The following is a 21,403-nucleotide window of genomic DNA, read 5'->3' as shown; positions in this document are numbered from 1 at the left end:
TGCATCGCCGATCGTTATATAAGTTATTTTTTCTCGCCAAAAATAAGTCCTCACATAAATATCCGTAAAACGGCGCCTGCAAACAGGTGAAAAACCAACACTTATTAAAACAGTCAAACGCTTACAAAAACCAATCGCGATAGATAGAATCAAACCATAGCCAATAGATCTATAGCGCAATAATCCGCATGCTATGTTTGTTGAGGGCTGGGCAACGGAACCAAAAAGCCACTACCCAGTTACAAACAACCCAAGCTACGCTTTATTCGAAATGGAGTTCAAAATGAGCAGTCAGACAATCACTTTGTACATCGAGCAAAATCAACTAATCGCACAAAAAAAGAACCAGTACAGCCTTTATCTAGCCAAAAAGGTAAATAATGATTTTACTGTTATCTGGCAATCAAAAGGTCCTGTGGCAACCGTTCTCAACCCTAGCTATCAATACAAAAATCTGTTCGATATCACGACACCTTCCTTCAATGTCAACTATACGAACGATTCGGTTAGCCAAGGTGATGTCACCTTTACCTCCGGTGGGAAAAACCTGCCTATCAGTACCGGCCAAACGACAGTACTGGATCAATACGGTGTTTTTTCACCGGCCAAAAACGGCGGTGTAGCATCAGATATTCTTATCACCAACCAACTGCAAGGCAATCCCCACGAGATACTGCTGGATTCCAATGGCAATAATATCTGGGTCAACCGCGCGAGCGGCATGAACGTCGGCACCGCTACGCTGACACCAAAAAGCCAATACCAACTGTGGTTCGGAAACATTCAGGAAACTGGCTCGCTGATTGCTCAGAATCTATCCAATGCCTATGTAGCAACCTTGCAGGATGGAGGCAGCATCATCCTCACCTATACCGACGCGGGCACCTGGGTGACTGGCGAACCAGCCAAACGCCTCAGCGACAAGGAAGTCGCGGCGCTGCATGCCAAGGTGGAAAGCGCTATAGCGGCATAGCATGGAGGGCGAATCGAGCACCGTTTGCACAATGGACTGAAAGCATTTCGTCTTACCGTTGACAGTCTTGAACGCGCAAACATGTTCAAAAAACCCTGTAAATCCTGGATCTACAGGGTTTTTTATTGACAGTACAAACGCCGCAGCGAATCAGGTGAGCCTGGAAGCCCGCCATGAAATACTCCGCTGGATGAATGGAAAACAGCCATGAGCGAACAACAAATTATTCTGTATATCGAAGAGGCACAACTGATCGCCCAAAAAACCAACAATTACAGCCTTTACCTTGCAAAAATGGTAAACAACACCTTTACCGTCATATGGTCAGCAAGGCTCCCCAAAGCCACAACAAACAATCCTAGCTTTCAATACAAAAATACATTCGACATATCCAGCCCCTCTTTTATGGTCAACTTTACAAGCACCCCAATGCAAGAAGGCGATATTACATTTACTTCAGGAGGAAAAAATCGCCCCATCAGTACGGGGCAAAAAACGACACTCAATGAATATGGTGTATTCACTCCTCCCATAAATGGCGGTGTCCCCGGAGATGTTTTAATCAACAACCAATTACCCGCCAATCCTCGGGAAATCTTGCTGGACTCCAAAGGTTATTGTATTTGGGTGAACTGTTCAGGCGGCATGAGTATCGGTGCAACCACCATGACGCCAAAAAACCAGTTTCAACTATGGTTTGGCCCAGCTCAGGCGACGGGTTCTTTAATCCCAGGCAATGTATCCAACCCTTACGTCGTCACGGTAAATGACGGAGAAACCAAAACGATCACTTACAACGACAGTGGTGTTTGGGTTCCGGGCGAACCGGCAATACTTCTGACAGCAGACCAAATAACGGCGCTTCACGCCAGGGTAAACAAAGCGGTAGCAATGGCGGCATGAATGGTCAGCAAACCTTCACAGCCAGACCGCACCGCACGGCATTAAACAAAAAACGCCGCGTTCTCCAGGCAAGGAAAACGCGGCGCTCTTGTAGCGGTTTTGCTTTCGGCAGTGCTTACTCGCCGATGGCGGCCTTATAGCCAGCTGCATCGAGCAGCTTGTCCAGGTCAGCGGCATTGCTTGGCTTGAGCTTGAAGATCCAGGCACCGTACGGGTCGGAGTTAAGCAGTTCCGGATTGGCGCTCAGCTCTTCGTTGACCGCAATCACTTCACCGGCAATCGGTGAGTAGATGTCAGAGGCGGCTTTAACCGACTCCACAACACCCGCCTGATCTTCGGCTGCAAACACATTACCGACTTCAGTCAGCTCAACGAACACCACATCGCCCAAGGCTTCCTGAGCGTGATCGCTGATGCCCACAGTGACGGTGCCATCGGCTTCCAGACGGGCCCATTCGTGACTTTCGGCAAAACGCAGGTCGGCAGGGATATCGCTCATGTTCTGTGTCCTCAAGAAAATTGTCAGCGGTCGTTGCCCGCCAGAAAAGGTTAGATCAAGGTTTTGCCATGGCGTACGAAGGTCGGTTTGACCACTCGGACCGGGTACCACTTGCCACGGATTTCCACTTCTGCGCGGTCGGCAGTCGCCATTGGCACGCGCGCCAGTGCAATCGACTTGCTAAGCGTAGGAGAGAAACTACCACTGGTGATCTCTCCTTCGCCAACATTGGCGATGCGGACCACTTGATGAGCGCGCAAAACCCCTCGCTCCTCAAGGACCAGCCCCACCAGTTTGTGCTGTACGCCGCCTGCCCGTTCAGCTTCCAGAGCGACGCGGCCGATGAACTGGCGAGAGGCCGGCTCCCAGGCAATGCTCCAGGCCATGTTCGAGGCCAGCGGCGAAACATCTTGATGAATGTCCTGACCGTACAGGTTCATGCCGGCTTCGACACGCAGCGTATCCCGTGCGCCAAGGCCAATCGGCGAGATGCCTGCACCCACCAGATCGTTGAAGAATCCCGGCGCCTGACTGGCCGGCAAAATGATTTCCAGACCGTCTTCGCCGGTGTAGCCGGTGCGCGCGATGAACCAGTCACCGTCAGGCTGGCCTTCGAACGGCTTGAGCAACTGGATCAGGTTGCCGCGAGACTGGGTGACCAGTTCGGAGATTTTGTGTCGGGCATGCGGGCCTTGAATGGCCAGCATCGCCAGCTCGGAGCGCTCGTTGAGCTGCACATCGAAGCCGTCGAGGTGCACCTGCATCCACGCCAGGTCTTGATCGCGGGTGGAGGCATTGACCACCAGGCGATAACCGTCATCGAGGCGATAGACGATCATGTCGTCAACGATGCCGCCGCGCTCATTGAGCATGGTGCTGTACAAGGCACGGCCGGGGCTGTGCAGGCGTTCGACGTCGTTGGCCAGCAAATGCTGGAGCCAGGCCTTGGCCTGCCCGCCGCTGACATCGATCACGGTCATGTGGGATACATCGAAAACCCCGCAATCGCGGCGCACCTGATGGTGCTCCTCGACCTGCGAGCCGTAATGCAGAGGCATATCCCAACCGCCAAAATCGACCATCTTCGCGCCGAGGGCGAGATGAAGGTCATACAGAGGCGTACGCTGTCCCATGGGTTTCTCCTTCCGGGCGTGGCGAAGGTGCGGGCCGGTGCTGCACGGAGTGAACGCCTTGAAATAGAAGGCTTTCAGCCGATTTCAGCAACCGGGTCTGTAGGACGGACCGCACCGAATGCCGCGCATTGTAGCCTCAAGGTGTAGGACTGACACCTAGGTGTTTCGATGCGCTGAACGTCGAATCAATCCGATGACCGGTAACAGCCCGACCAAAACCAGGGTCAGCGCCGGCAATGACGCCCTCGCCCACTCGCCCTCGCTGGTCATTTCGAAGATGCGCACCGCCAGCGTATCCCAGCCAAACGGCCGCATCAGCAGGGTCGCGGGCATTTCCTTGAGTACATCGACGAACACCAGCAACGCAGCGCTCAATGTTCCGGGCAGCAATAACGGCAGATACACTTTGAAAAACAGTCGCGGCCCACCGACCCCAAGGCTACGTGCCGCTTCGGGCAAAGATGGCCGTATTCGCGCCAGGCTGTTTTCCAGAGGCCCGTAAGCCACCGCAATGAATCGCACCAGATAGGCCAGCAGCAAGGCCGACAAGCTGCCCAACAATAACGGTTTGCCGGCGCCACCCAACCATCCCGACAGCGGAATCACCAACTCGCGATCCAGATAACTGAACGCCAACATGATCGACACCGCCAGCACCGACCCCGGCAACGCATAGCCGAGATTGGCCAGGCTGACACCGGAGCGGATCGCCCGGGTCGGCGCCAGCCGCCGGGCAAATGCCAGCACCAGCGCAACGCTGACAGTAATCAGCGCCGCCATGCCGCCCAGGTACAAGGTGTGGACGATCAGGCCGGTGTAACGCTCATCCAGATCGAAACGCCCGCGCTGCCAGAACCACACCACCAATTGCAGCACCGGGATCACGAAGGCGCAGGCAAACACCAGACCGCACCAGCTCATCGCTGCCAGCGCTTTGAAGCCGCGCAGGTGATACAACGCTTTGACCCGCGGTCGTTCATTGCTTGCGCGGTTGGCCCCGCGTGCGCGGCGCTCGCCGTACAGCACAACCATCACCACCAACAGCAACAGGCTGGCCAGTTGTGCGGCAGTCGAAAGACTGAAGAAGCCGTACCAGGTTTTGTAGATCGCCGTCGTGAACGTGTCGAAGTTGAACACCGACACCGCACCGAAATCCGCCAGGGTTTCCATCAGCGCCAACGCGACACCCGCACCGATGGCCGGGCGTGCCATCGGCAACGCGACACGCCAGAACGCCTGCCACGGCGATTGCCCCAGGACTCGCGCCGCTTCCATCAGGCCTTTGCCTTGAGCGAGAAACGCCGTGCGCGCCAGCAGGTAAACGTAGGGATAGAAGACCAGTACCAGAACGAGGATGACGCCGCCGGTCGAGCGGACTCGCGGCAGTCGCAGGCCCGTGCCGAACCATTCGCGCATCAACGTTTGAACGGGACCGGCAAAATCCAGCAATCCGACGAAGACGAACGCCAACACGTAGGCGGGAATCGCGAACGGCAGCATCAACGCCCAATCCAGCCAGCGCCGACCGGGGAATTCGCAGAGGCTGGTGAGCCAGGCGAGGCTGACACCCAGCAGCGTTACGCCGGCACCGACGCCAAGCACCAGGGTCAACGTGTTGCCCAGCAGCCGCGGCATCTGCGTGTCCCAGAGGTGGGACCAGATTTGATGATCGACGGTTTGCCAGGAGAGCAACAGAACGCTGAGGGGCAGCAAGACCAGCGCAGCGATGGCGAAGACCAGGGGATACCAGCGGCGTTGGGCGGGGTGGGCCAAGGAAAAGCTCTCAAGGGATGGAAATTACAACAGAAGCCCCTTGTAGGAGCGAGCCTGCTCGCGAAAAACGTCACGACACCGCGGACCGTCAGGCACACCGCGTTATCGTTGGCGTTTTTCGCGAGCAGGCTCGCTCCCACAGGGTCGGAGGCGCCTCGCGCAAAATCAAAACGCCCCGCATAGGCGGGGCGCAGTATATCGACAGACTCAGTTCCAGCCAGCCCGATCCATCATGCGAATCGCTTCAGCCTGACGTTTGCCGGCGACTTCCACCGGCAAGGTATCGGCGACGAACTTGCCCCAGGCGGCGACTTCCGCGGATGGCGCCACCGTAGGGTTGGCCGGGAATTCCTGGTTCACATCAGCGAAGATCTTCTGCGCCTCAGGCGTGGTCATCCACTCCACCAGCGCCTTGGCCGCATCCGGGTGCGGCGCGTGTTTGGTCAGGCCAATGCCGGAAAGATTGACGTGTACGCCACGATCAGCCTGATTCGGCCAGAACAGCTTCACCGCCAGGTCAGGCTTCTGCTTGTGCAGACGGCCGTAGTAGTAAGTGTTGACGATGCCGACGTCGCACTGGCCAGCGTTGATTGCTTCCAGTACCGCGACATCATCGGAGAACACGTCGGTGGACAGGTTGTTGACCCAGCCCTTGAGGATCTTCTCGGTTTTTTCGGCGCCATTCACTTCGATCATGGTGGCGGTCAGTGACTGGTTGTAGACCTTCTTCGCCGTACGCAGGCACAGGCGGCCTTCCCAGTTCTTGTCGGCCAGACCTTCGTAAGTGCTCAACTCGCCCGGTTTCACCCGGTCAGTGGAGTACGCGATGGTCCGAGCCCGCAGGCTCAGGCCGGTCCAGGCATGAGAAGCCGCACGGTATTGCGACGGGATGTTGGTGTCGATGGTTTTCGAAGTGAAGGGTTGCAGGATGCCCATCTGCTCGGCTTGCCACAGGTTGCCGGCATCGACGGTCAGCAGCAGGTCCGCGGTGGCGTTCTCGCCCTCGGCCTTGATGCGCTGCATCAGCGGCGCTTCCTTGTCGGTGATGAACTTCACCTGCACGCCGGTTTTCGCGGTGTAGGCGTCGAACACCGGCTTGATCAGCTCGTCGATACGCGAGGAGTAAACCACCACCTCGTCAGCGGCCTGGGCGACGGTGCTGCCGATCAGGGTCAGGGCGAGTGCTGTCAGTAGACGCTTCGGTGCCAACATGGGAGCGATCTCTCAATTCGAAAAGTGAGGGCAAATGATAAGGACTCACATTTACCATCTCAATCGATCAGTTTGCGGAGGAGTTACCAGATGTTGCGTGGTTTGAAATGTGTGGTGGATGTGCCGACGCCATCGCGAGCAGGCTCGCTCCCACATTTGGAATGCATTTCAAATGTGGGAGCGAGACCGGCTTGCCGGCGAAGAGGTCATCAGCATCGACGAAACTGTCAGGCCTTGGCCAACGCCGGCAAATCCCCGGTCAACCCCAACGCCTCACGCACAAACAACGCCTTGGCCTCCGGCATCTGCTCGACGATCTTCAAACCGGTATTACGCAACCAGCGCACCGGCAACGGATCTGCCTGGAACAAGCGCTCGAAGCCCTCCATCGCCGCCATCAACGCCAGGTTATGCGGCATGCGCCGACGCTCGTAACGGCTCAGCACTTTTGCATCTGCCAACCGCTCGCCCCGCTCGGCTGCTTGCAGCAGCACTTCAGCCAGGACCGCGGCATCCAGGAAACCGAGGTTCACCCCCTGCCCGGCCAACGGGTGAATGGTGTGCGCCGCGTCGCCGATCAGCGCCAGACCTTCGGCTACATACCGCTTGGCATGACGCTGGCGCAGCGGCACGCACAGACGTGGGTCAGCGCTCAGCACCGTGCCGAGCCGGCCTTCAAAGGCGCGTTCCAGTTCGAGGCAAAACGCTGTGTCGTCCAGCGCCATCAGCCGTTCGGCTTCGCTCGGCGTGGTCGACCAGACGATCGAACACCAATCCTGCTGGCCGTCGCGTTCCAGCGGCAGAAACGCCAAGGGACCGTTGTCGGTAAAGCGCTGCCAGGCCGTCATTTGATGAGGCTTGGTGCTGCGCACACTGGTCACGATCGCGTGGTGCAGATAATCCCACTCGCGCGTGGCCACCCCGGCCAGGCGCCGAACCGCCGAGTTGGCGCCATCCGCCGCAATCACCAGCGGCGCACGCAAGGTGCGGCCATCGGCGAGCGTCAGCAGCCAGTCATCGCCGGAGCGGCGCATCTGCTCCAGACGCGCATTGGCCAGCATCCCGAGGTCGCAGTCGTGCAAGCGGTCGAGCAAGGCGTCCTGAACCACGCGGTTCTCGACGATATGCCCGAGCACCTCGGCATGCACGCTGGCGGCGGAAAAGTGGATCTGCCCAGTGCCGCTGCCGTCCCAGACATGCATGTCGGTGTATGGGCTGCTGCGCCGGCTGGCAATGCCATCCCACACGCCGAGGCGTTCAAGAATCCGCTGGCTGGCCGCCGATAACGCGCTCACGCGCGGTTCGAACGGCGCTTGCCCGTCGAAGGGTTTGACGCTCATCGGGCTGCCGTCCAGCAGCAGGACTTCCAGCCCGCTGTCCTGTAACGCCAGCGCCAGGGCGCTGCCGACCATTCCGGCCCCGACAATCAGCAGATCTGCGCGCATGTCCATGCTTTAAGCCTGTCTCGCTTGCGGCTTGAGCCGCACGTAAAGGGTTTTCTGGACCCGCGCCACCAAGGTGCCGGCGCCGTCGTGGATATCGACCTGCAATTGCGGCAGGTATTTTTCGCCGTTCGCCGTTTGCCGGCGGACCTCGTCGAGCAAGGTCTCGTCGATCCTGAAATTGGCGAACACCGGGCCTTTGCCCGGCGAGATGAAATCGATGTCTGCCGCTTTGTCCCAGACGATGTAGTGGCGTCCGAGGTTTTCCATCAGCATCAGCATGTAGAACGGATCGACCATCGAATACAGGCTGCCACCGAACTGCGTGCCGACGTAATTGCGGTTGTACCAGCCCAGGCCCATGGACACCGTGACGTCCCGGAAATCATCACTGATGTGCCGCACGCGAACCCCGGCGCCCAGGTACGGCGGGTAGAAGGTCATGAACCAACGCATCAACCGTGCTTTGCCGAACCTGCTCGTCAACCACTTACGCATCGGGACGCGTACCCAGGCCCATGGCCTGTCGGGCGAACCAGCGCTTGGCCGGCGGCAGTAGATCAAGGCCGAGCAGGCCGATGTTACGGCCCAGCGAAACCAGCGGTTGAGTGCTGCCGAACAACCGCGTGACCTGATCGGAGAAACCCACGGTCAGGTTCTGATCCATCCGCTGACGTTCGCGGTAAGCCTGCAAGGTCGCGAAATCGCCGAGCGAAGTCTCGCTCGCCAGCAGCGCATCCGCCAACGCTTGCGCATCACGCAGCGACAGGTTGAAACCCTGGCCGGCAATGGGGTGCAGGCTGTGGGCGGCGTTGCCGAGGATCGCCAGATGCGGACGCACCTGCTCTTCGGCTTCGATCAGCGTCAACGGATAAAGATGCCGTGCGCCGACCTGTTTCAACGTGCCGAGGCGGTAACCGAACACGCCCTGCAACTCGCTGAGGAAACTGCGTTCATCCAGGGCCGCAAGCCGTTGCGCGTCCATGCCCAGACGGGTCCAGACCAATGCGCAGCGATTTTCCGGCAACGGCAACAACGCCATCGGACCGTCGTCGGTGAAACGCTCGAACGCCATGCCGTTGTGCGCTTCGCTCGTGGTGATGTTGGCGATCAGCGCGCTCTGGTTGTACGGGCGCTTTTTGATGCCGATCCCCAGTTGCTCGCGCAGACCGGAACGGCCGCCATCAGCGAGCACTGCGAGGTCGCACTCCAACGTTGTTTCGTCGTTGAGGGTCAGGCGATAGCCGTCGGTCAGCGGTTCCATGCGCGTGACTTCCGCCGGGCAGCGCCAGGTGACCACGTCCTTGTCCAGACCTTGCCAGAGGCATTGGCCGAGCCAGGCGTTTTCCACCACATAACCCAGCGCCGGTACGCCCTCTTCCATCGCCGACAAGCGCGCGGTGGAGAAACGGCCACGGTCGGAAACGTGAATCTGCTTGATCGGCTCGGCGCGGCGGGAGATTTCCTGCCACACGCCCAACCGTTGATAAATCTGTTTGGCACCGTAGGACAACGCCGAAGAACGGGCGTCGTAGCTCGGTTGATAGGTGTGGCCGGGGGCAAACGGTTCGATCAGCACGATCTTCCAGCCGCGCGCCTTGGCCCCTGCCTGCAATGCCAACGCCAGGCTGGCACCGACCAGGCCGCCACCGATAATTGCCAGATTGACTCGACTCATGCTGCTTTTGTCCGCGCTTCAGCCATCAAGGCCTCAATCTCGGCGACCGTTTTCGGTACGCCATTGGTCAGGATTTCACAGCCGGTTTTGGTGACCACGACGTCGTCCTCGATGCGCACGCCAATGCCGCGCCATTTCTTCGCTACGTTCTGGTTGTCCGGGGCGATGTAGATCCCCGGCTCCACGGTCAGCGCCATGCCGACTTCCAGCACACGCCATTCGCCGCCGACCTTATACTCGCCGACGTCATGCACATCCATGCCCAACCAGTGGCCGGCGCGGTGCATGTAAAACGCTTTATAGGCTTCGCTGGCGATCAGTTCGTCGACGTTGCCCTGCAACAGGCCCAACTTCACAAGACCGGTGGTAATCACCCGGACCGTGGCTTCGTGCGCCTGATTCCAGTGTTTATTCGGGGCGATTTCGGCAAAGGCTGCTTCCTGTGAAGCCAGCACCAACTCGTAGATCGCCTTCTGTTCCGCTGAATACTTGCCGTTGACCGGCCAGGTGCGCGTGATGTCGCTGGCGTAGCAATCGATCTCGCAACCGGCGTCGATCAGCACCAGATCGCCATCCTTGAGCACCGCGTCATTCTGCTGGTAGTGCAGGATGCAGCTGTTGCGCCCCGCCGCGACGATCGAACCATACGCCGGCATCTTCGCCCCGCCCTTGCGGAACTCGTAATCAAGCTCGGCTTCAAGGCTGTACTCATGCAACCCGGCCCGGCTGGCCTGCATCGCGCGAATATGCGCCTGAGCGGAAATCCGCGCGGCTTCGCGCATCACCTTCACTTCTGCCGCCGATTTATACAGGCGCATGTCGTGCAGCAGATGATCCAGCGCAACGTATTCGTTCGGCGGCTGAGCGCCGAGGTGCGCCTTGGAGCGGATCACGTTGATCCATTCCATCAGGTGGCGGTCGAATTCGGGGTTGCTGCCCATGGCCGAATACACCCGGTCGCGCCCTTCGATCAGGCCCGGCAGGATGTCGTCGATGTCAGTGATGGGGAAAGCGTCGTCGGCACCGAAGTCGCGGATCGCGCCTTCCTGACCGGCGCGCAGGCCGTCCCAGAGTTCTCGCTCGGCGTTGCGTTCACGGCAGAACAGCAGGTATTCGCCATGCTCACGACCCGGCATCAGCACGATAACGGCTTGAGGCTCGGGGAAACCGCTGAGGTACTGGAAGTCGCTGTCCTGGCGGTAAACATGCTCGACGTCGCGGTTGCGGATGGCGACCGCGGCGGCGGGCAGAATAGCGATGCTGTTGGGTTCCATCTGCGCCATCAAGGCCTTGCGGCGACGGCTGTATTCCGATTTCGGGATATGAATCATGGGCAGATGGCTTTTCCTGGCTCGCTATTAATGCAACGACGGTTTGGCGGCAGCCGGCGCGTCCGGCTTGCGGGTTTCGGAGAACAGCAGCAGCGGCGCGACACGCAGGTACTCCATGACTTCCATGTAGTCGCTTTCGCCGTCGTCGGACTCTTCCAGCGCGTCTTGCACCTGGGAAATGGCCGCCAGATCCTGCAACACTTCGGTGGCCTCGGTGCTGAGCATGCTGCTGTCGCGGCAGTTCAGGCCGAAACCGCTGAGGAAGCCCTGGCACCATTGGCCCAGTGCGGCGGCACGGTCAGCCAGCGGCGCGTCATCGGTCGGCAGCAGCAGAACGACGGTCACGTCGTCGCCGGTGAGTTCGCCCTTGACCATCTCTTGCAGGCCAATCAAGGCATTGCGAACGTTGTCTTGCGGCTCGCCTTCGAGCAGCTCGGCAGCATCGATAAGCCACTCTTCGGCAGTGAAACCGGCACCGGCGCAACTGCGACCGAGCAGCAGGCCATGCAGTTCGGCAGGCGAGACGTTGTGACCGCTGGAAGTCAGCAGCGTGGCGAAGGCTTGGTACGGAGAATTCTGAATGGGCATGGGCAGCTAGGCGCCAGACGGCGCTATGTCTAGAATGAAGGCCTTGTATCCTACATCGACAGACTCGCCAAGACTATTAAAGGCTGTCCGGCCGCGACTACCTCCATCAGTTACATATTCAGTGGACACCATGGAAGACACCGACCTGCAAGCGCTGATGGCCAGACTCGAACTGCTAATTGATCGAGTCGAGCAACTTAAGAGTCAAAATGGACTCCTACTAGCTCAGGAAAAGACCTGGCGCGAGGAACGCGCTCACCTCATTGAAAAGAACGAAATCGCCCGGCGTAAGGTCGAATCGATGATTTCGCGCCTCAAGGCCCTGGAGCAAGACTCATGAGTTCAAGCAATAGCGTCACCGTGCAGATCCTCGACAAAGAATATTCGATCATCTGCCCCCAGGAAGAGCGCAGCAACCTGGTGAGCGCCGCCCGCTACCTGGACGGCAAGATGCGCGAGATCCGCAGCAGCGGCAAAGTCATCGGTGCCGATCGCATCGCCGTGATGGCCGCGCTGAACATCACGCACGACCTTCTGCACAAGCAAGAAAGCCCGGATGTTCAGGTCAGCGGTTCGACCCGCGAACAGGTGCGCGACCTGCTGGATCGCGTCGATCTGGTGCTCGCCACCGATCCGGACGTCACCAAGGGCTGATTCGTCCGACCGCTTGGGTTATACTCGCAACACTCCCTGGGGTGCTTGCCAGTTGACCACGTCCCTGAGCCGATTCGCACTACCCTGGAGGCTGCACGTTGGGCTGGTGTGCATGTCCGCTAGACGGAAAGCCTTAAAGCCTACTGCATCTTCCACCTTGAACTTTCGGGTTCAAGGGCTAAGTCAGCAGCGGTTCATCCGGGGAGCCTGATTCCAGTCCGATGCCGGTTTAAATACCGGCATCGGCTTTTTTACGGGTACGCTTTGTGTACCCGCACTGCCGAAGCCCGAATCCATGACCGAACCTGCGCTGCTGCCCCGCCCGCAACTTCGACGCATGCTGCGCAAGGCCCGCCGCGCACTGACAGCCAGTCAGCAGCGCCAGGCCGCTCGCGGGCTGTACAAGCAATTGGCCCAGCAGCCGTTGTTTCGCCGCGCCAAACATATCTCTCTGTACCTGCCCACCGACGGTGAAATCGATCCGCGCCTGTTGCTGCGCGCCGCACAACGTCGGGGCAAGGCGACTTACCTGCCGGTGCTCAGCGCCTGGCCGCGAACCAAAATGGTGTTCCAGCGGATTCGCCCCGGCGAAAAGCTCCAACCCAATCGCTTCCGTATTCTCGAACCCAGGCACAACCTCGCCCGACAACGCAAAGTCTGGGCGCTCGATCTGGTGCTGTTGCCGCTCGTAGGGTTCGACGATGTCGGTGGCCGACTCGGCATGGGTGGTGGTTTCTACGACCGGAGCCTGGCATATCTGGCGCGGCGGAAAAGCTGGCGCAAGCCGACGCTATTGGGCCTGGCCCATGAATGTCAGAAGGTCGGAAGACTGGCTCAGGCGAGCTGGGATGTGCCGTTGCAAGGAACGGTTACAGACAAGGCGTGGTATTTCGCAGACTAGACGCCACTCGAATCAGCGGCGTCAAAAAGACAGGTTCAGCGCTTGAAGGCTGACGGCTGTTGTTGCTGCGCGATTTCAATCGGCGCATCGGTCTTGTTGCTCCACAAGCTTTGGGCATAGCCAGTGGTCACGACGCCAAGGCCGAACAAAATAACCAAAATCCATAGTAAATCCGGTTTGCGTTTCATCGATTGCCCCCCAAAGGCACATCAATACGATGACAGCAGCGGTTTCCGTTGTAGGTGTAGGCCGTGCAGCAGCGTCAAGCTTAGAAGGCCGGCATTTTGCGACAACGTGAACCGACACGCAAACGCTGGCGTCAACCGACTGTCGGTTTGTCATAAAATCGCCCGACAACTTGTCCACCTGACTCGCAAGGAGCAAAAACCATGGCCTATTGGCTGATGAAATCCGAGCCCGACGAGCTCTCGATCAAAGGTCTGGAGAAGCTCGGCAAAGCGCGCTGGGATGGGGTTCGCAACTATCAGGCGCGTAACTTCTTGCGTGCGATGGCGGTCGGCGACGAGTTCTTCTTCTATCACTCCAGCTGTCCGGAGCCCGGGATTGCCGGGATCGGGAAGATTGTCGAAGCAGCGTACCCGGACCCGACGGCGCTGGAGCCGGAGAGTCATTACTACGACCCGAAGGCCAGCGCCGAGAAAAACGCCTGGAGCGCGATTGATGTCGCGCATGTGGAGACGTTTTCCAGGGTGTTGAAGCTGGATTATTTGAAGCAGCAGACGGCGTTGGCGGAAATGCCATTGGTGCAGAAGGGTTCGCGGTTGTCGGTGATGCCTGTTACCGCTGAACAATGGGCAGCGGTTATCGCGTTGCGGGCTTGAGTCTTTTAGTGACTGCAAGAATGCTTTCGCGAGCAGGCTCGCTCCCACAGTTGTCTTCAGTGAATGCAGATCCAGTGTGGGAGCGAGCCTGCTCGCGAAGAGGCCCGCCCGGACAACAAATGCCTTATTGGATGATCAGGTTGTTGAACAACAAATCCTCAACCACCGGCTTGCCGGTTTCATCGTTCATGATCTGCTGGGTCTGCTTCAACGCTTCCTGACGCAGCTTTTCCTTTCCCTCGATGCTGTTCATCGCCTCGGTGGTTTGCTGGGTGAACAACGCCACCAGTTGATTGCGAATCAACGGCTCATTGGCCTTCACCTGTTTGGCCGCCTCATCACCGGTGACCCGCAATGCCACGTCAGCCTTGAAGACCTTCAACTTTTGCGTGCCATCCAACCCATAGTTGCCCACGAATGGCGGGCTCAGGGTGAGGTAGCTGACTTTCGGGGCTTCACCTTCTTTGGCGGCTTCTTCAGCCACTGCTGCCACAGGCAGAGACAGGGCCAGCAACAACATGATCCACGCTTTCACAATTCGCTCCTTATCCGGTTTGCGGCCTAGCATAACGACCCGCCGCGCAAGCACAAGCTTATGGCTGACTATCAGGGCGGGGCATGCTCGTTGACCCGTCGACTCACACACCTACACTTATCGGCCATCACTCCCAAAGGAATAGCCCTGATGAAAGCCGTGCTGTGCAAAGCCTTCGGCCCTGCCGAATCGCTGGTGCTGGAAGACGTCGCCAGTCCTGTCGCGAAGAAGAATGAAATCCTGCTGGACGTGCACGCCGCCGGGGTGAATTTCCCGGACACGCTGATCATCGAGGGCAAATACCAGTTCAAGCCGCCCTTCCCGTTTTCACCGGGCGGCGAAGCGGCTGGCGTGGTCAGCGCCGTGGGCGAAAAAGTCAGCCACCTGAAAGTTGGCGATCGAGTCATGGCGCTGACCGGCTGGGGCAGTTTCGCCGAACAGGTCGCGGTGCCAGGCTACAACGTGCTGCCGATCCCGACCTCCATGGACTTCAACACCGCAGCCGCATTCAGCATGACTTACGGCACCTCGATGCACGCGCTCAAGCAACGCGGCAACCTGCAACCGGGTGAAACCCTGCTGGTGCTCGGTGCTTCCGGCGGTGTCGGCCTGGCCGCCGTGGAAATCGGCAAAGCCATGGGCGCCCGCGTGATCGCTGCCGCCAGCAGCGCCGAAAAACTGGCCGTGGCCAAGGCTGCCGGCGCCGATGAACTGATCAACTACACCGAAACCAGCCTCAAGGACGAAATCAAACGCCTGACCGATGGCCAGGGTGCGGACGTGATCTACGACCCGGTCGGCGGCGACCTGTTCGACCAGGCCATCCGCGCCATCGCCTGGAACGGCCGTTTGCTGGTGGTCGGTTTTGCCAGCGGCCGCATTCCGGAATTGCCGGTCAACCTCGCACTGCTCAAGGGTGCGGCGGTGGTCGGCGTGTTCTGGGGCTCCTTCGCCCAGCGCCAACCGCAGGACAACGCGGCGAACTTCCAGCAATTGTTTGGCTGGTTCGCCGAGGGCAAGCTGAAGCCGCTGGTGTCTCAGGTGTACCCGCTGAGCAACGCGGCGCAGGCAATCAATGATCTTGGCCAGCGCAAGGCGGTCGGGAAAGTGGTGGTGCAGGTTCGCTGAATCGCAGCAGGATACAAAAAGGCCAGGACAACTGATGAGGTTGTTCTGGCCTTTTCGATTACATGACTAGCAAAAAGACAGCGCTCCATACTTTTCGTCAAAGCAACTCGCGAATTTCCTCCGGAAGAAAACGCACGTACCGGGTCGCCGGATGCGTATTGCAACGCCGAACAATTGAAGGAATGCTTTTATTTAGTTTGGCGATGAGTGCCAATCGTCTTTCGTCTGACAACTGCGAAGATGAAAAAGAGTGGCTCAGATAACTGCGGGTGTACCTGAATACCACCATATCCACCCAAAAATTAACTGCAAGGTGCTGCGCTTCCCTGCTGACCTCCCCGCAAGTCAACCGCTTCAATTCCTCGTTGGCATGGATAGGTATCTCACTGTCCAGCCTGAAAGACATTGGCGCAACAACTTCGATCTCTGGCGGCCTGTCACTGGTGACACCCCATGGTTTGAATCGCCACCGATTCACCGCTGTGAGTGATGCGTCTACCAGTTCAGCGTGAGCTTTGCCCGGAGCCGCCATCACCTTGCTAACTGACCCATCGGCGTGAACGGTAAAACTGACCCGAACATCCCCCGTGATACCGGCCCGATAAAGTGTCTTTGGGTACTTAGGCTTGGGGTTGTCCGCAGGTATCAGAAACATCGCCTCAGCGCTGACGCTGCTGGAAACCACAAATAAAAAAGCCAACACAAAACACCGCATAAACCCCACCCCCTTCACCACTGAAAAGCCACACCTGGCAACAGCACAAAGGTTAAGGCTCGGTGATTGTTTACATAACGCCATGGCTTCCTGTTCAGGTGCAGGACATTTCCCAAAGCCCCGCCCTACACCGGGCATCGCTGCGTCATAAAAGGTTGAGAGGTAACAATTCCCACAGCGCCCTTCACTTATACCTGAGCGACATGTTCGTAAAAGAACATGCCATCTCCAACATTTCCGCTATTTGGTCGATGCGAACCAGTGCTATTTTCGGTAACGAAACTGTAACATTCGCATCCGCAGTCAAAACAAGAAATCTGGAGCTCTTGAATGTTTGCTTTCTTTCGTCCTGCCGCACATCAGGCTCCATTGCCTGAAGAAAAAATAGACAGCGCCTACCGACGGCATCGCTGGCAGATCTTCGCCGGCATATTCATCGGCTACGCGGGTTACTACCTGCTGCGCAAAAACTTCTCCCTGGCCATGCCCTATCTGATCGAAGAGGGCTATACCCGCGGTGAGCTGGGCCTGGCGTTGTCGGCGATTGCTATCGCCTACGGCTTGTCCAAGTTCCTGATGGGCATTGTTTCCGACCGCTCCAACCCACGCTTCTTCCTGCCGTTCGGCTTGCTGGTTTCGGCTGGCGTGATGTTCATTTTCGGTTTTGCGCCCTGGGCCACGTCCAGCGTGACCATCATGTTCATCCTGCTGTTTATCAATGGATGGGCGCAGGGCATGGGTTGGCCGCCGAGTGGCCGGACCATGGTCCACTGGTGGTCGCAGAAGGAACGCGGGGGCGTGGTGTCCTTGTGGAACGTGGCGCACAACGTGGGCGGTGGTTTGATCGGCCCGCTGTTCCTGCTCGGCATGGGCCTGTTCAATGACTGGCACGCGGCGTTTTACGTGCCTGCGGCAGTGGCCATGGCCGTGGCGGTGTTTGCCTTCGCCACCATGCGCGACACGCCGCAATCGGTTGGCCTGCCGCCGATCGAGAAGTACAAGAACGACTACCCGGAAGGCTACGACGCCAGCCACGAAGAAGAATTCAGCGCCAAGGAAATCTTCGTCAAATACGTGCTGCGCAACAAAATGCTCTGGTATATCGCAATGGCTAACGTCTTTGTCTACCTGCTGCGTTACGGCGTGCTGGACTGGGCACCGACCTACCTCAAGGAAGCCAAGGGTTTCAGCGTGGATAAAACCTCGTGGGCCTATTTCCTTTACGAGTGGGCAGGTATTCCAGGGACGCTTCTGTGCGGATGGATGTCGGACAAGATCTTCCGTGGCAACCGTGGCCTGACCGGCATGGTGTTCATGGCGTTGGTGACCGTGGCGACGCTGGTTTACTGGCTCAATCCGGCCGGCAACCCGACGGTCGACATGATCGCGCTGATCTCGATTGGTTTCCTGATCTACGGCCCGGTGATGCTGATCGGCTTGCAAGCGCTGGAACTGGCGCCGAAGAAAGCCGCCGGTACGGCAGCGGGTTTCACGGGCCTGTTCGGTTACCTGGGTGGTTCAGTCGCGGCCAGTGCAGCCATGGGCTACACCGTGGACCATTTCGGCTGGGACGGCGGTTTCGTCTTGCTGATCGGCGCGTGCCTGCTGGCAATGGCCTTCCTTGCGCCAACCTTGTGGCACAAGCAGGTCGCCAGTCAGACCCGCGAAGCCATCGCCTGATCGACCTTTGATTTACAGCGCTTGAGCCGCGCCTCCAGATTCCGGTCTGGCATGGCGTGGCTACGCAGGGCGTTGGCGGTCTGCTCGACATAATCGCGAGTGGTGCCGTAACGCCCGCAAGCGTTTTCGAACACGTGGCTCAGCACGTGATCCGGCAGGTTGCCGGCATAGCTGGGCAGGTGTCGCTCCAACACAAATCCCAATGCCTGAACCTGATTGCCATCTTCGAGACGGCAGTTCAACCAGTGTGGGCGATAAGAAGGGAATGGCATTTCGCGCTGCCACAAGGCATACAGCGACGCTTCGAGTTGTTCTTCGGGCAAACGATAAGCGAAGCCGCTGCAAGAGCCGCCACGATCCAGGCCAAATACCAACCCCGGTACTTCCGGCGTGCCGCGATGTTCGTGAGACCACAGGTACAAACCGCGATGGTAGCCATGCACCCGGCCGCGAACCCGTTCAACCGCCGCGCACTCAGGGCGCCAGATCAGCGAGCCGTAAGCGAACAGCCAGACCGGCCCACCCTTGTGGCGCGCCATGGTCGACTGCATTGAGCTGAGCAATTGTTCGTGCGTAAGCTGCGGCCCCAGATCGAGCCGCGGAGGGTAAGCCAGATTCATAAAAGCAGATTCAATGGCGCTCATGGCGAATAGCGTTCAGCTCCCCGCGGGTAATGATTACTTAATAGAACGCACCGCTGTAACAATAAGGCACATATGTTTTAAGGCAATTTAAGTGCCACGGCACAGTTCTTAAATAATTGCCTGATTGAGTTATAACCTACCGGCATTTAATTAAATTTATAAATACCGATCGGCTATATACGAAGTTATATGTAGGAGCGAGCCTGCTCGCGATGGAGGCAGGGACAACGCGTTCATGCTGCTGCAGCGCGTTATCGTTGACCGCCATCGCGAGCAGGCTCGCTCCTACAGGGTCGGCGTCATCCTCTGGGCGCGTACGCAAACACATCGGCACGCATCTGATGAGCATCCATCCCGGCCTCGACCAACGCGTCCAGCGTGCCGTAGACCATCGCCGGTGAGCCGCTGGCGTATACATGCAGCGCTTTCAGATCCGGAAAATCTTCGCACACCGCCTCATGCAACATCCCGCAACGCCCCTTCCAGCCACATTGATCGCTGACGACTTTATGCAGGAACAGATTCGGCAGTTTCTGCCATTCGTCCCAATGCTCGATCTCATAAAAGTCTTCAGGGCGACGCACGCCCCAGTACAGATGCACCGGATGCTTGAAACCCGACGCCCGGCAATGTTCGATCAGGCTATGGATCTGGCCCATGCCGGTGCCCGCAGCGATCAGCACCAGCGGACCGTCCGGCAACTCTGCCAGATGGGTATCGCCGAAGGGCATTTCGATGCGCACCATCGGATTGCGTTGCAGTTGCTCGATCAGGCTCAGCGCACTGCTTTCGCGCGCCAGTACGTGAATTTGCAGATCACGCCCCGCATGAGGTGCAGAGGCCAGGGAGAATGCGGATTTCTCGCCGTTCTCCCGCTCGATCATTAAGTACTGACCGGCGTGATAACGCGGTGGCTTGCCGGCCGGCGCGCGAAAACTCACGCGCCAGGTATCGCCGCCGACATCCTTGCACTCAATGACCTGACACGAGACGCTGCGCACCGGCAATTCTCCAAGCGCGAGCACGCCATCCCACAGCACAATGCAGTCTTCCAGCGGCTCTGCTATGCAAGTGTAGAACTCGCCATGGTCGCGCACACCACCGGCCTGCTCGACTCGCCCTTCCACCAGCAGCGCGGCGCACACATGGCAATTGCCGTTGCGACAGCTTTGCGGGCATTCATAGCCCAGGCGGCGTGCGCCATCGAGAATCCGCTCGCCGGGCAGTATCTCTAGCACTGCTCCGGAGGGCTGCAAAGTTACACGCATCAATCTATTCCTAACTGATTCCAGATGGCATCGATCCGTTGGGTGACGGCTTCATCCTTGACGATTACCCGGCCCCACTCGCGTGTGGTTTCGCCGGGCCATTTATGCGTGGCATCGAGCCCCATTTTCGAACCCAGGCCGGACACCGGCGAGGCGAAATCGAGGTAGTCGATTGGCGTGTTGTCGATCATCACCGTGTCGCGCTTGGGGTCCATGCGCGTGGTGATGGCCCAGATCACGTCGTTCCAGTCCCGTGCGTTGATATCGTCGTCAGTGACGATAACGAACTTGGTGTACATGAACTGTCGCAAAAACGACCAGACACCGAGCATTACCCGCTTGGCATGGCCGGGATACGACTTCTTCATGGTCACGATGGCCATGCGGTACGAGCAACCTTCAGGCGGCAGGTAGAAGTCGGTGATTTCCGGGAACTGCTTCTGCAGGATCGGCACGAACACTTCGTTCAGCGCGACACCAAGAATCGCCGGCTCATCCGGCGGACGACCGGTGTAGGTGCTGTGGTAGATCGGTTTGATCCGGTGGGTAATGCGCTCGACGGTGAACACCGGGAAGCTGTCGACTTCGTTGTAGTAACCGGTGTGGTCGCCGTACGGACCTTCGTCGGCCATTTCGCCCGGATGGATCACGCCTTCAAGGATGATCTCGGCGGTGGCCGGCACTTGCAGGTCGTTGCCACGGCACTTCACCAGCTCGGTGCGATTACCGCGCAGCAAACCGGCGAAAGCGTATTCGGAAAGGCTGTCCGGCACCGGCGTCACAGCGCCGAGGATGGTCGCCGGGTCAGCGCCGAGCGCCACAGACACCGGGAATGGCTGGCCCGGATGCTTCTCGCACCACTCGCGGTAATCCAGCGCGCCGCCACGGTGGCTGAGCCAACGCATGATGACCTTGTTGCGGCCGATCACTTGCTGACGGTAGATGCCGAGGTTCTGCCGGTCCTTGTTCGGGCCTTTGGTGACGGTCAGGCCCCAGGTGATCAGCGGGCCGACGTCGCCCGGCCAGCAGGTCTGCACCGGCAGCATCGCGAGGTCGACGTCGTCGCCCTCGATGACCACTTCCTGACACACCGCGTCTTTGACGACTTTTGGCGCCATGGCGATGATCTTGCGGAAGATCGGCAGCTTCGACCAGGCGTCCTTCAAGCCTTTCGGCGGCTCGGGTTCCTTGAGAAACGCCAGCAGCTTGCCGATCTCGCGCAGTTCGCTCACCGCTTCTGCGCCCATGCCCAGCGCAACACGCTCGGGGGTGCCGAACAGATTGCCGAGGACGGGAATGTCATAGCCCGTCGGGTTCTCGAAAAGCAGGGCCGGACCTTTGGCACGCAAGGTGCGGTCACAGACCTCGGTCATTTCGAGCACCGGGGACACCGGAACCTGGATGCGCTTGAGTTCGCCGCGCTGTTCCAGGCCGCTGATAAAGTCGCGCAAGTCGCGATACTGCATGCGTGAGCCTCGTGTTGGCCGTGGCGTTCGGGGGCTGG

At 58.8% G+C, this 21,403-nt stretch carries 23 protein-coding genes and 1 other RNA gene; 9 read left to right on the top strand and 15 right to left on the bottom strand.

Annotated elements, in window-relative coordinates; translation table 11 throughout:
- The first annotated feature begins 283 nt into the window (after positions 1–283).
- Both ACYZUC_RS21550 and ACYZUC_RS21545 read left to right on the top strand, forming a co-directional pair.
- Complete coding sequence (locus tag ACYZUC_RS21550) at positions 284–973, top strand: hypothetical protein (protein ID WP_461990246.1); 690 nt, start codon at positions 284–286, stop codon at positions 971–973.
- 207 nt (positions 974–1,180) lie between these two features.
- The gene (locus ACYZUC_RS21545) at positions 1,181–1,876 is read left to right on the top strand and encodes a hypothetical protein (RefSeq protein WP_461990244.1); all 696 of its coding nucleotides are present in this window, start codon (positions 1,181–1,183) and stop codon (positions 1,874–1,876) included.
- Positions 1,877–1,991: 115 nt separating this feature from the next.
- On the opposite strand, the gene gcvH is transcribed toward ACYZUC_RS21545, so the two are convergent.
- The 9 genes from gcvH to ACYZUC_RS21500 form a co-directional block, all read right to left on the bottom strand.
- On the bottom strand, positions 1,992–2,375 hold the full coding sequence (gcvH, locus tag ACYZUC_RS21540) for a glycine cleavage system protein GcvH (protein WP_461990242.1): 384 nt from the start codon (positions 2,373–2,375) through the stop codon (positions 1,992–1,994).
- Between the two features lie 50 nt (positions 2,376–2,425).
- Positions 2,426–3,508, bottom strand: coding sequence for a glycine cleavage system aminomethyltransferase GcvT (gene gcvT, locus ACYZUC_RS21535; RefSeq protein ID WP_461990240.1), 1,083 nt, complete (start codon positions 3,506–3,508; stop codon positions 2,426–2,428).
- Positions 3,509–3,664: 156 nt separating this feature from the next.
- Entirely contained in the window at positions 3,665–5,281 is a 1,617-nt protein-coding gene (locus tag ACYZUC_RS21530; protein ID WP_223556081.1) for an ABC transporter permease, read from the bottom strand.
- 207 nt (positions 5,282–5,488) lie between these two features.
- The gene (locus ACYZUC_RS21525) at positions 5,489–6,493 is read right to left on the bottom strand and encodes an extracellular solute-binding protein (RefSeq protein WP_461990238.1); all 1,005 of its coding nucleotides are present in this window, start codon (positions 6,491–6,493) and stop codon (positions 5,489–5,491) included.
- Between the two features lie 227 nt (positions 6,494–6,720).
- Complete coding sequence (locus ACYZUC_RS21520; RefSeq protein WP_461996742.1) at positions 6,721–7,938, bottom strand: 2-octaprenyl-3-methyl-6-methoxy-1,4-benzoquinol hydroxylase; 1,218 nt, start codon at positions 7,936–7,938, stop codon at positions 6,721–6,723.
- Between the two features lie 9 nt (positions 7,939–7,947).
- Positions 7,948–8,433, bottom strand: coding sequence for a DUF4442 domain-containing protein (locus ACYZUC_RS21515; protein WP_461990236.1), 486 nt, complete (start codon positions 8,431–8,433; stop codon positions 7,948–7,950).
- Entirely contained in the window at positions 8,426–9,613 is a 1,188-nt protein-coding gene (ubiH, locus tag ACYZUC_RS21510) for a 2-octaprenyl-6-methoxyphenyl hydroxylase (protein WP_461990234.1), read from the bottom strand. Before ubiH ends, ACYZUC_RS21515 begins: the two co-directional genes overlap by 8 nt.
- A complete protein-coding gene (pepP, locus tag ACYZUC_RS21505; RefSeq protein WP_253405422.1) occupies positions 9,610–10,944 on the bottom strand; it encodes a Xaa-Pro aminopeptidase in 1,335 nt (444 codons plus the stop codon). The genes ubiH and pepP overlap by 4 nt, the downstream gene beginning before the upstream one ends.
- 27 nt (positions 10,945–10,971) lie before the next feature.
- Positions 10,972–11,532 (bottom strand): YecA/YgfB family protein, encoded by a 561-nt coding sequence (locus ACYZUC_RS21500; protein ID WP_192416659.1) that lies wholly within the window; start codon positions 11,530–11,532, stop codon positions 10,972–10,974.
- Between the two features lie 130 nt (positions 11,533–11,662).
- On the opposite strand from ACYZUC_RS21500, the gene ACYZUC_RS21495 reads away from it, so the two are divergent.
- The 4 genes from ACYZUC_RS21495 to ACYZUC_RS21480 all read left to right on the top strand — a co-directional run bounded on the left by ACYZUC_RS21495 (position 11,663) and on the right by ACYZUC_RS21480 (position 13,087).
- Positions 11,663–11,872 (top strand): TIGR02449 family protein, encoded by a 210-nt coding sequence (locus ACYZUC_RS21495; RefSeq protein ID WP_003177365.1) that lies wholly within the window; start codon positions 11,663–11,665, stop codon positions 11,870–11,872.
- Entirely contained in the window at positions 11,869–12,186 is a 318-nt protein-coding gene (locus ACYZUC_RS21490) for a cell division protein ZapA (protein ID WP_017341388.1), read from the top strand. Before ACYZUC_RS21495 ends, ACYZUC_RS21490 begins: the two co-directional genes overlap by 4 nt.
- A gap of 30 nt (positions 12,187–12,216) precedes the next feature.
- Positions 12,217–12,395, top strand: a non-coding RNA gene (gene ssrS / locus ACYZUC_RS21485) — 6S RNA.
- Between the two features lie 86 nt (positions 12,396–12,481).
- On the top strand, positions 12,482–13,087 hold the full coding sequence (locus ACYZUC_RS21480; protein WP_223434018.1) for a 5-formyltetrahydrofolate cyclo-ligase: 606 nt from the start codon (positions 12,482–12,484) through the stop codon (positions 13,085–13,087).
- 35 nt (positions 13,088–13,122) lie between these two features.
- On the opposite strand, the gene ACYZUC_RS21475 is transcribed toward ACYZUC_RS21480, so the two are convergent.
- Entirely contained in the window at positions 13,123–13,275 is a 153-nt protein-coding gene (locus tag ACYZUC_RS21475) for a hypothetical protein (protein WP_008024268.1), read from the bottom strand.
- 201 nt (positions 13,276–13,476) lie between these two features.
- Here ACYZUC_RS21475 and ACYZUC_RS21470 point away from each other — a divergent pair, with 201 nt between their 5' ends.
- Positions 13,477–13,929 (top strand): EVE domain-containing protein, encoded by a 453-nt coding sequence (locus tag ACYZUC_RS21470; protein WP_461990231.1) that lies wholly within the window; start codon positions 13,477–13,479, stop codon positions 13,927–13,929.
- A 124-nt stretch (positions 13,930–14,053) separates the two neighbouring features.
- Here the strand turns inward: ACYZUC_RS21470 and ACYZUC_RS21465 are convergent, their stop codons facing one another.
- On the bottom strand, positions 14,054–14,464 hold the full coding sequence (locus ACYZUC_RS21465) for a flagellar basal body-associated protein FliL (protein WP_461990229.1): 411 nt from the start codon (positions 14,462–14,464) through the stop codon (positions 14,054–14,056).
- 150 nt (positions 14,465–14,614) lie between these two features.
- On the opposite strand from ACYZUC_RS21465, the gene ACYZUC_RS21460 reads away from it, so the two are divergent.
- Entirely contained in the window at positions 14,615–15,592 is a 978-nt protein-coding gene (locus ACYZUC_RS21460) for an NADPH:quinone oxidoreductase family protein (protein WP_008024273.1), read from the top strand.
- Between the two features lie 97 nt (positions 15,593–15,689).
- Here the strand turns inward: ACYZUC_RS21460 and ACYZUC_RS21455 are convergent, their stop codons facing one another.
- The gene (locus tag ACYZUC_RS21455) at positions 15,690–16,295 is read right to left on the bottom strand and encodes an energy transducer TonB (RefSeq protein ID WP_461990226.1); all 606 of its coding nucleotides are present in this window, start codon (positions 16,293–16,295) and stop codon (positions 15,690–15,692) included.
- Positions 16,296–16,637: 342 nt separating this feature from the next.
- On the opposite strand from ACYZUC_RS21455, the gene glpT reads away from it, so the two are divergent.
- Positions 16,638–17,987 (top strand): glycerol-3-phosphate transporter, encoded by a 1,350-nt coding sequence (gene glpT / locus ACYZUC_RS21450; protein ID WP_008024279.1) that lies wholly within the window; start codon positions 16,638–16,640, stop codon positions 17,985–17,987.
- Here the strand turns inward: glpT and ACYZUC_RS21445 are convergent.
- The 3 genes from ACYZUC_RS21445 to ubiD form a co-directional block, all read right to left on the bottom strand.
- Entirely contained in the window at positions 17,963–18,631 is a 669-nt protein-coding gene (locus ACYZUC_RS21445; protein ID WP_192227496.1) for a gamma-glutamylcyclotransferase, read from the bottom strand. The genes glpT and ACYZUC_RS21445 overlap by 25 nt on opposite strands.
- Positions 18,632–18,930: 299 nt before the next feature.
- Positions 18,931–19,899: a CDP-6-deoxy-delta-3,4-glucoseen reductase gene (locus ACYZUC_RS21440; RefSeq protein WP_461990224.1), complete on the bottom strand. Its 969-nt coding sequence runs from the start codon at positions 19,897–19,899 to the stop codon at positions 18,931–18,933.
- The gene (ubiD, locus tag ACYZUC_RS21435) at positions 19,899–21,365 is read right to left on the bottom strand and encodes a 4-hydroxy-3-polyprenylbenzoate decarboxylase (RefSeq protein WP_008024285.1); all 1,467 of its coding nucleotides are present in this window, start codon (positions 21,363–21,365) and stop codon (positions 19,899–19,901) included. Before ubiD ends, ACYZUC_RS21440 begins: the two co-directional genes overlap by 1 nt.
- Positions 21,366–21,403 lie beyond the last annotated feature (38 nt).

The organism is Pseudomonas sp. GT1P32, from assembly GCF_054897805.1.
This window is presented reverse-complemented; position numbering and strand designations above follow the sequence as displayed.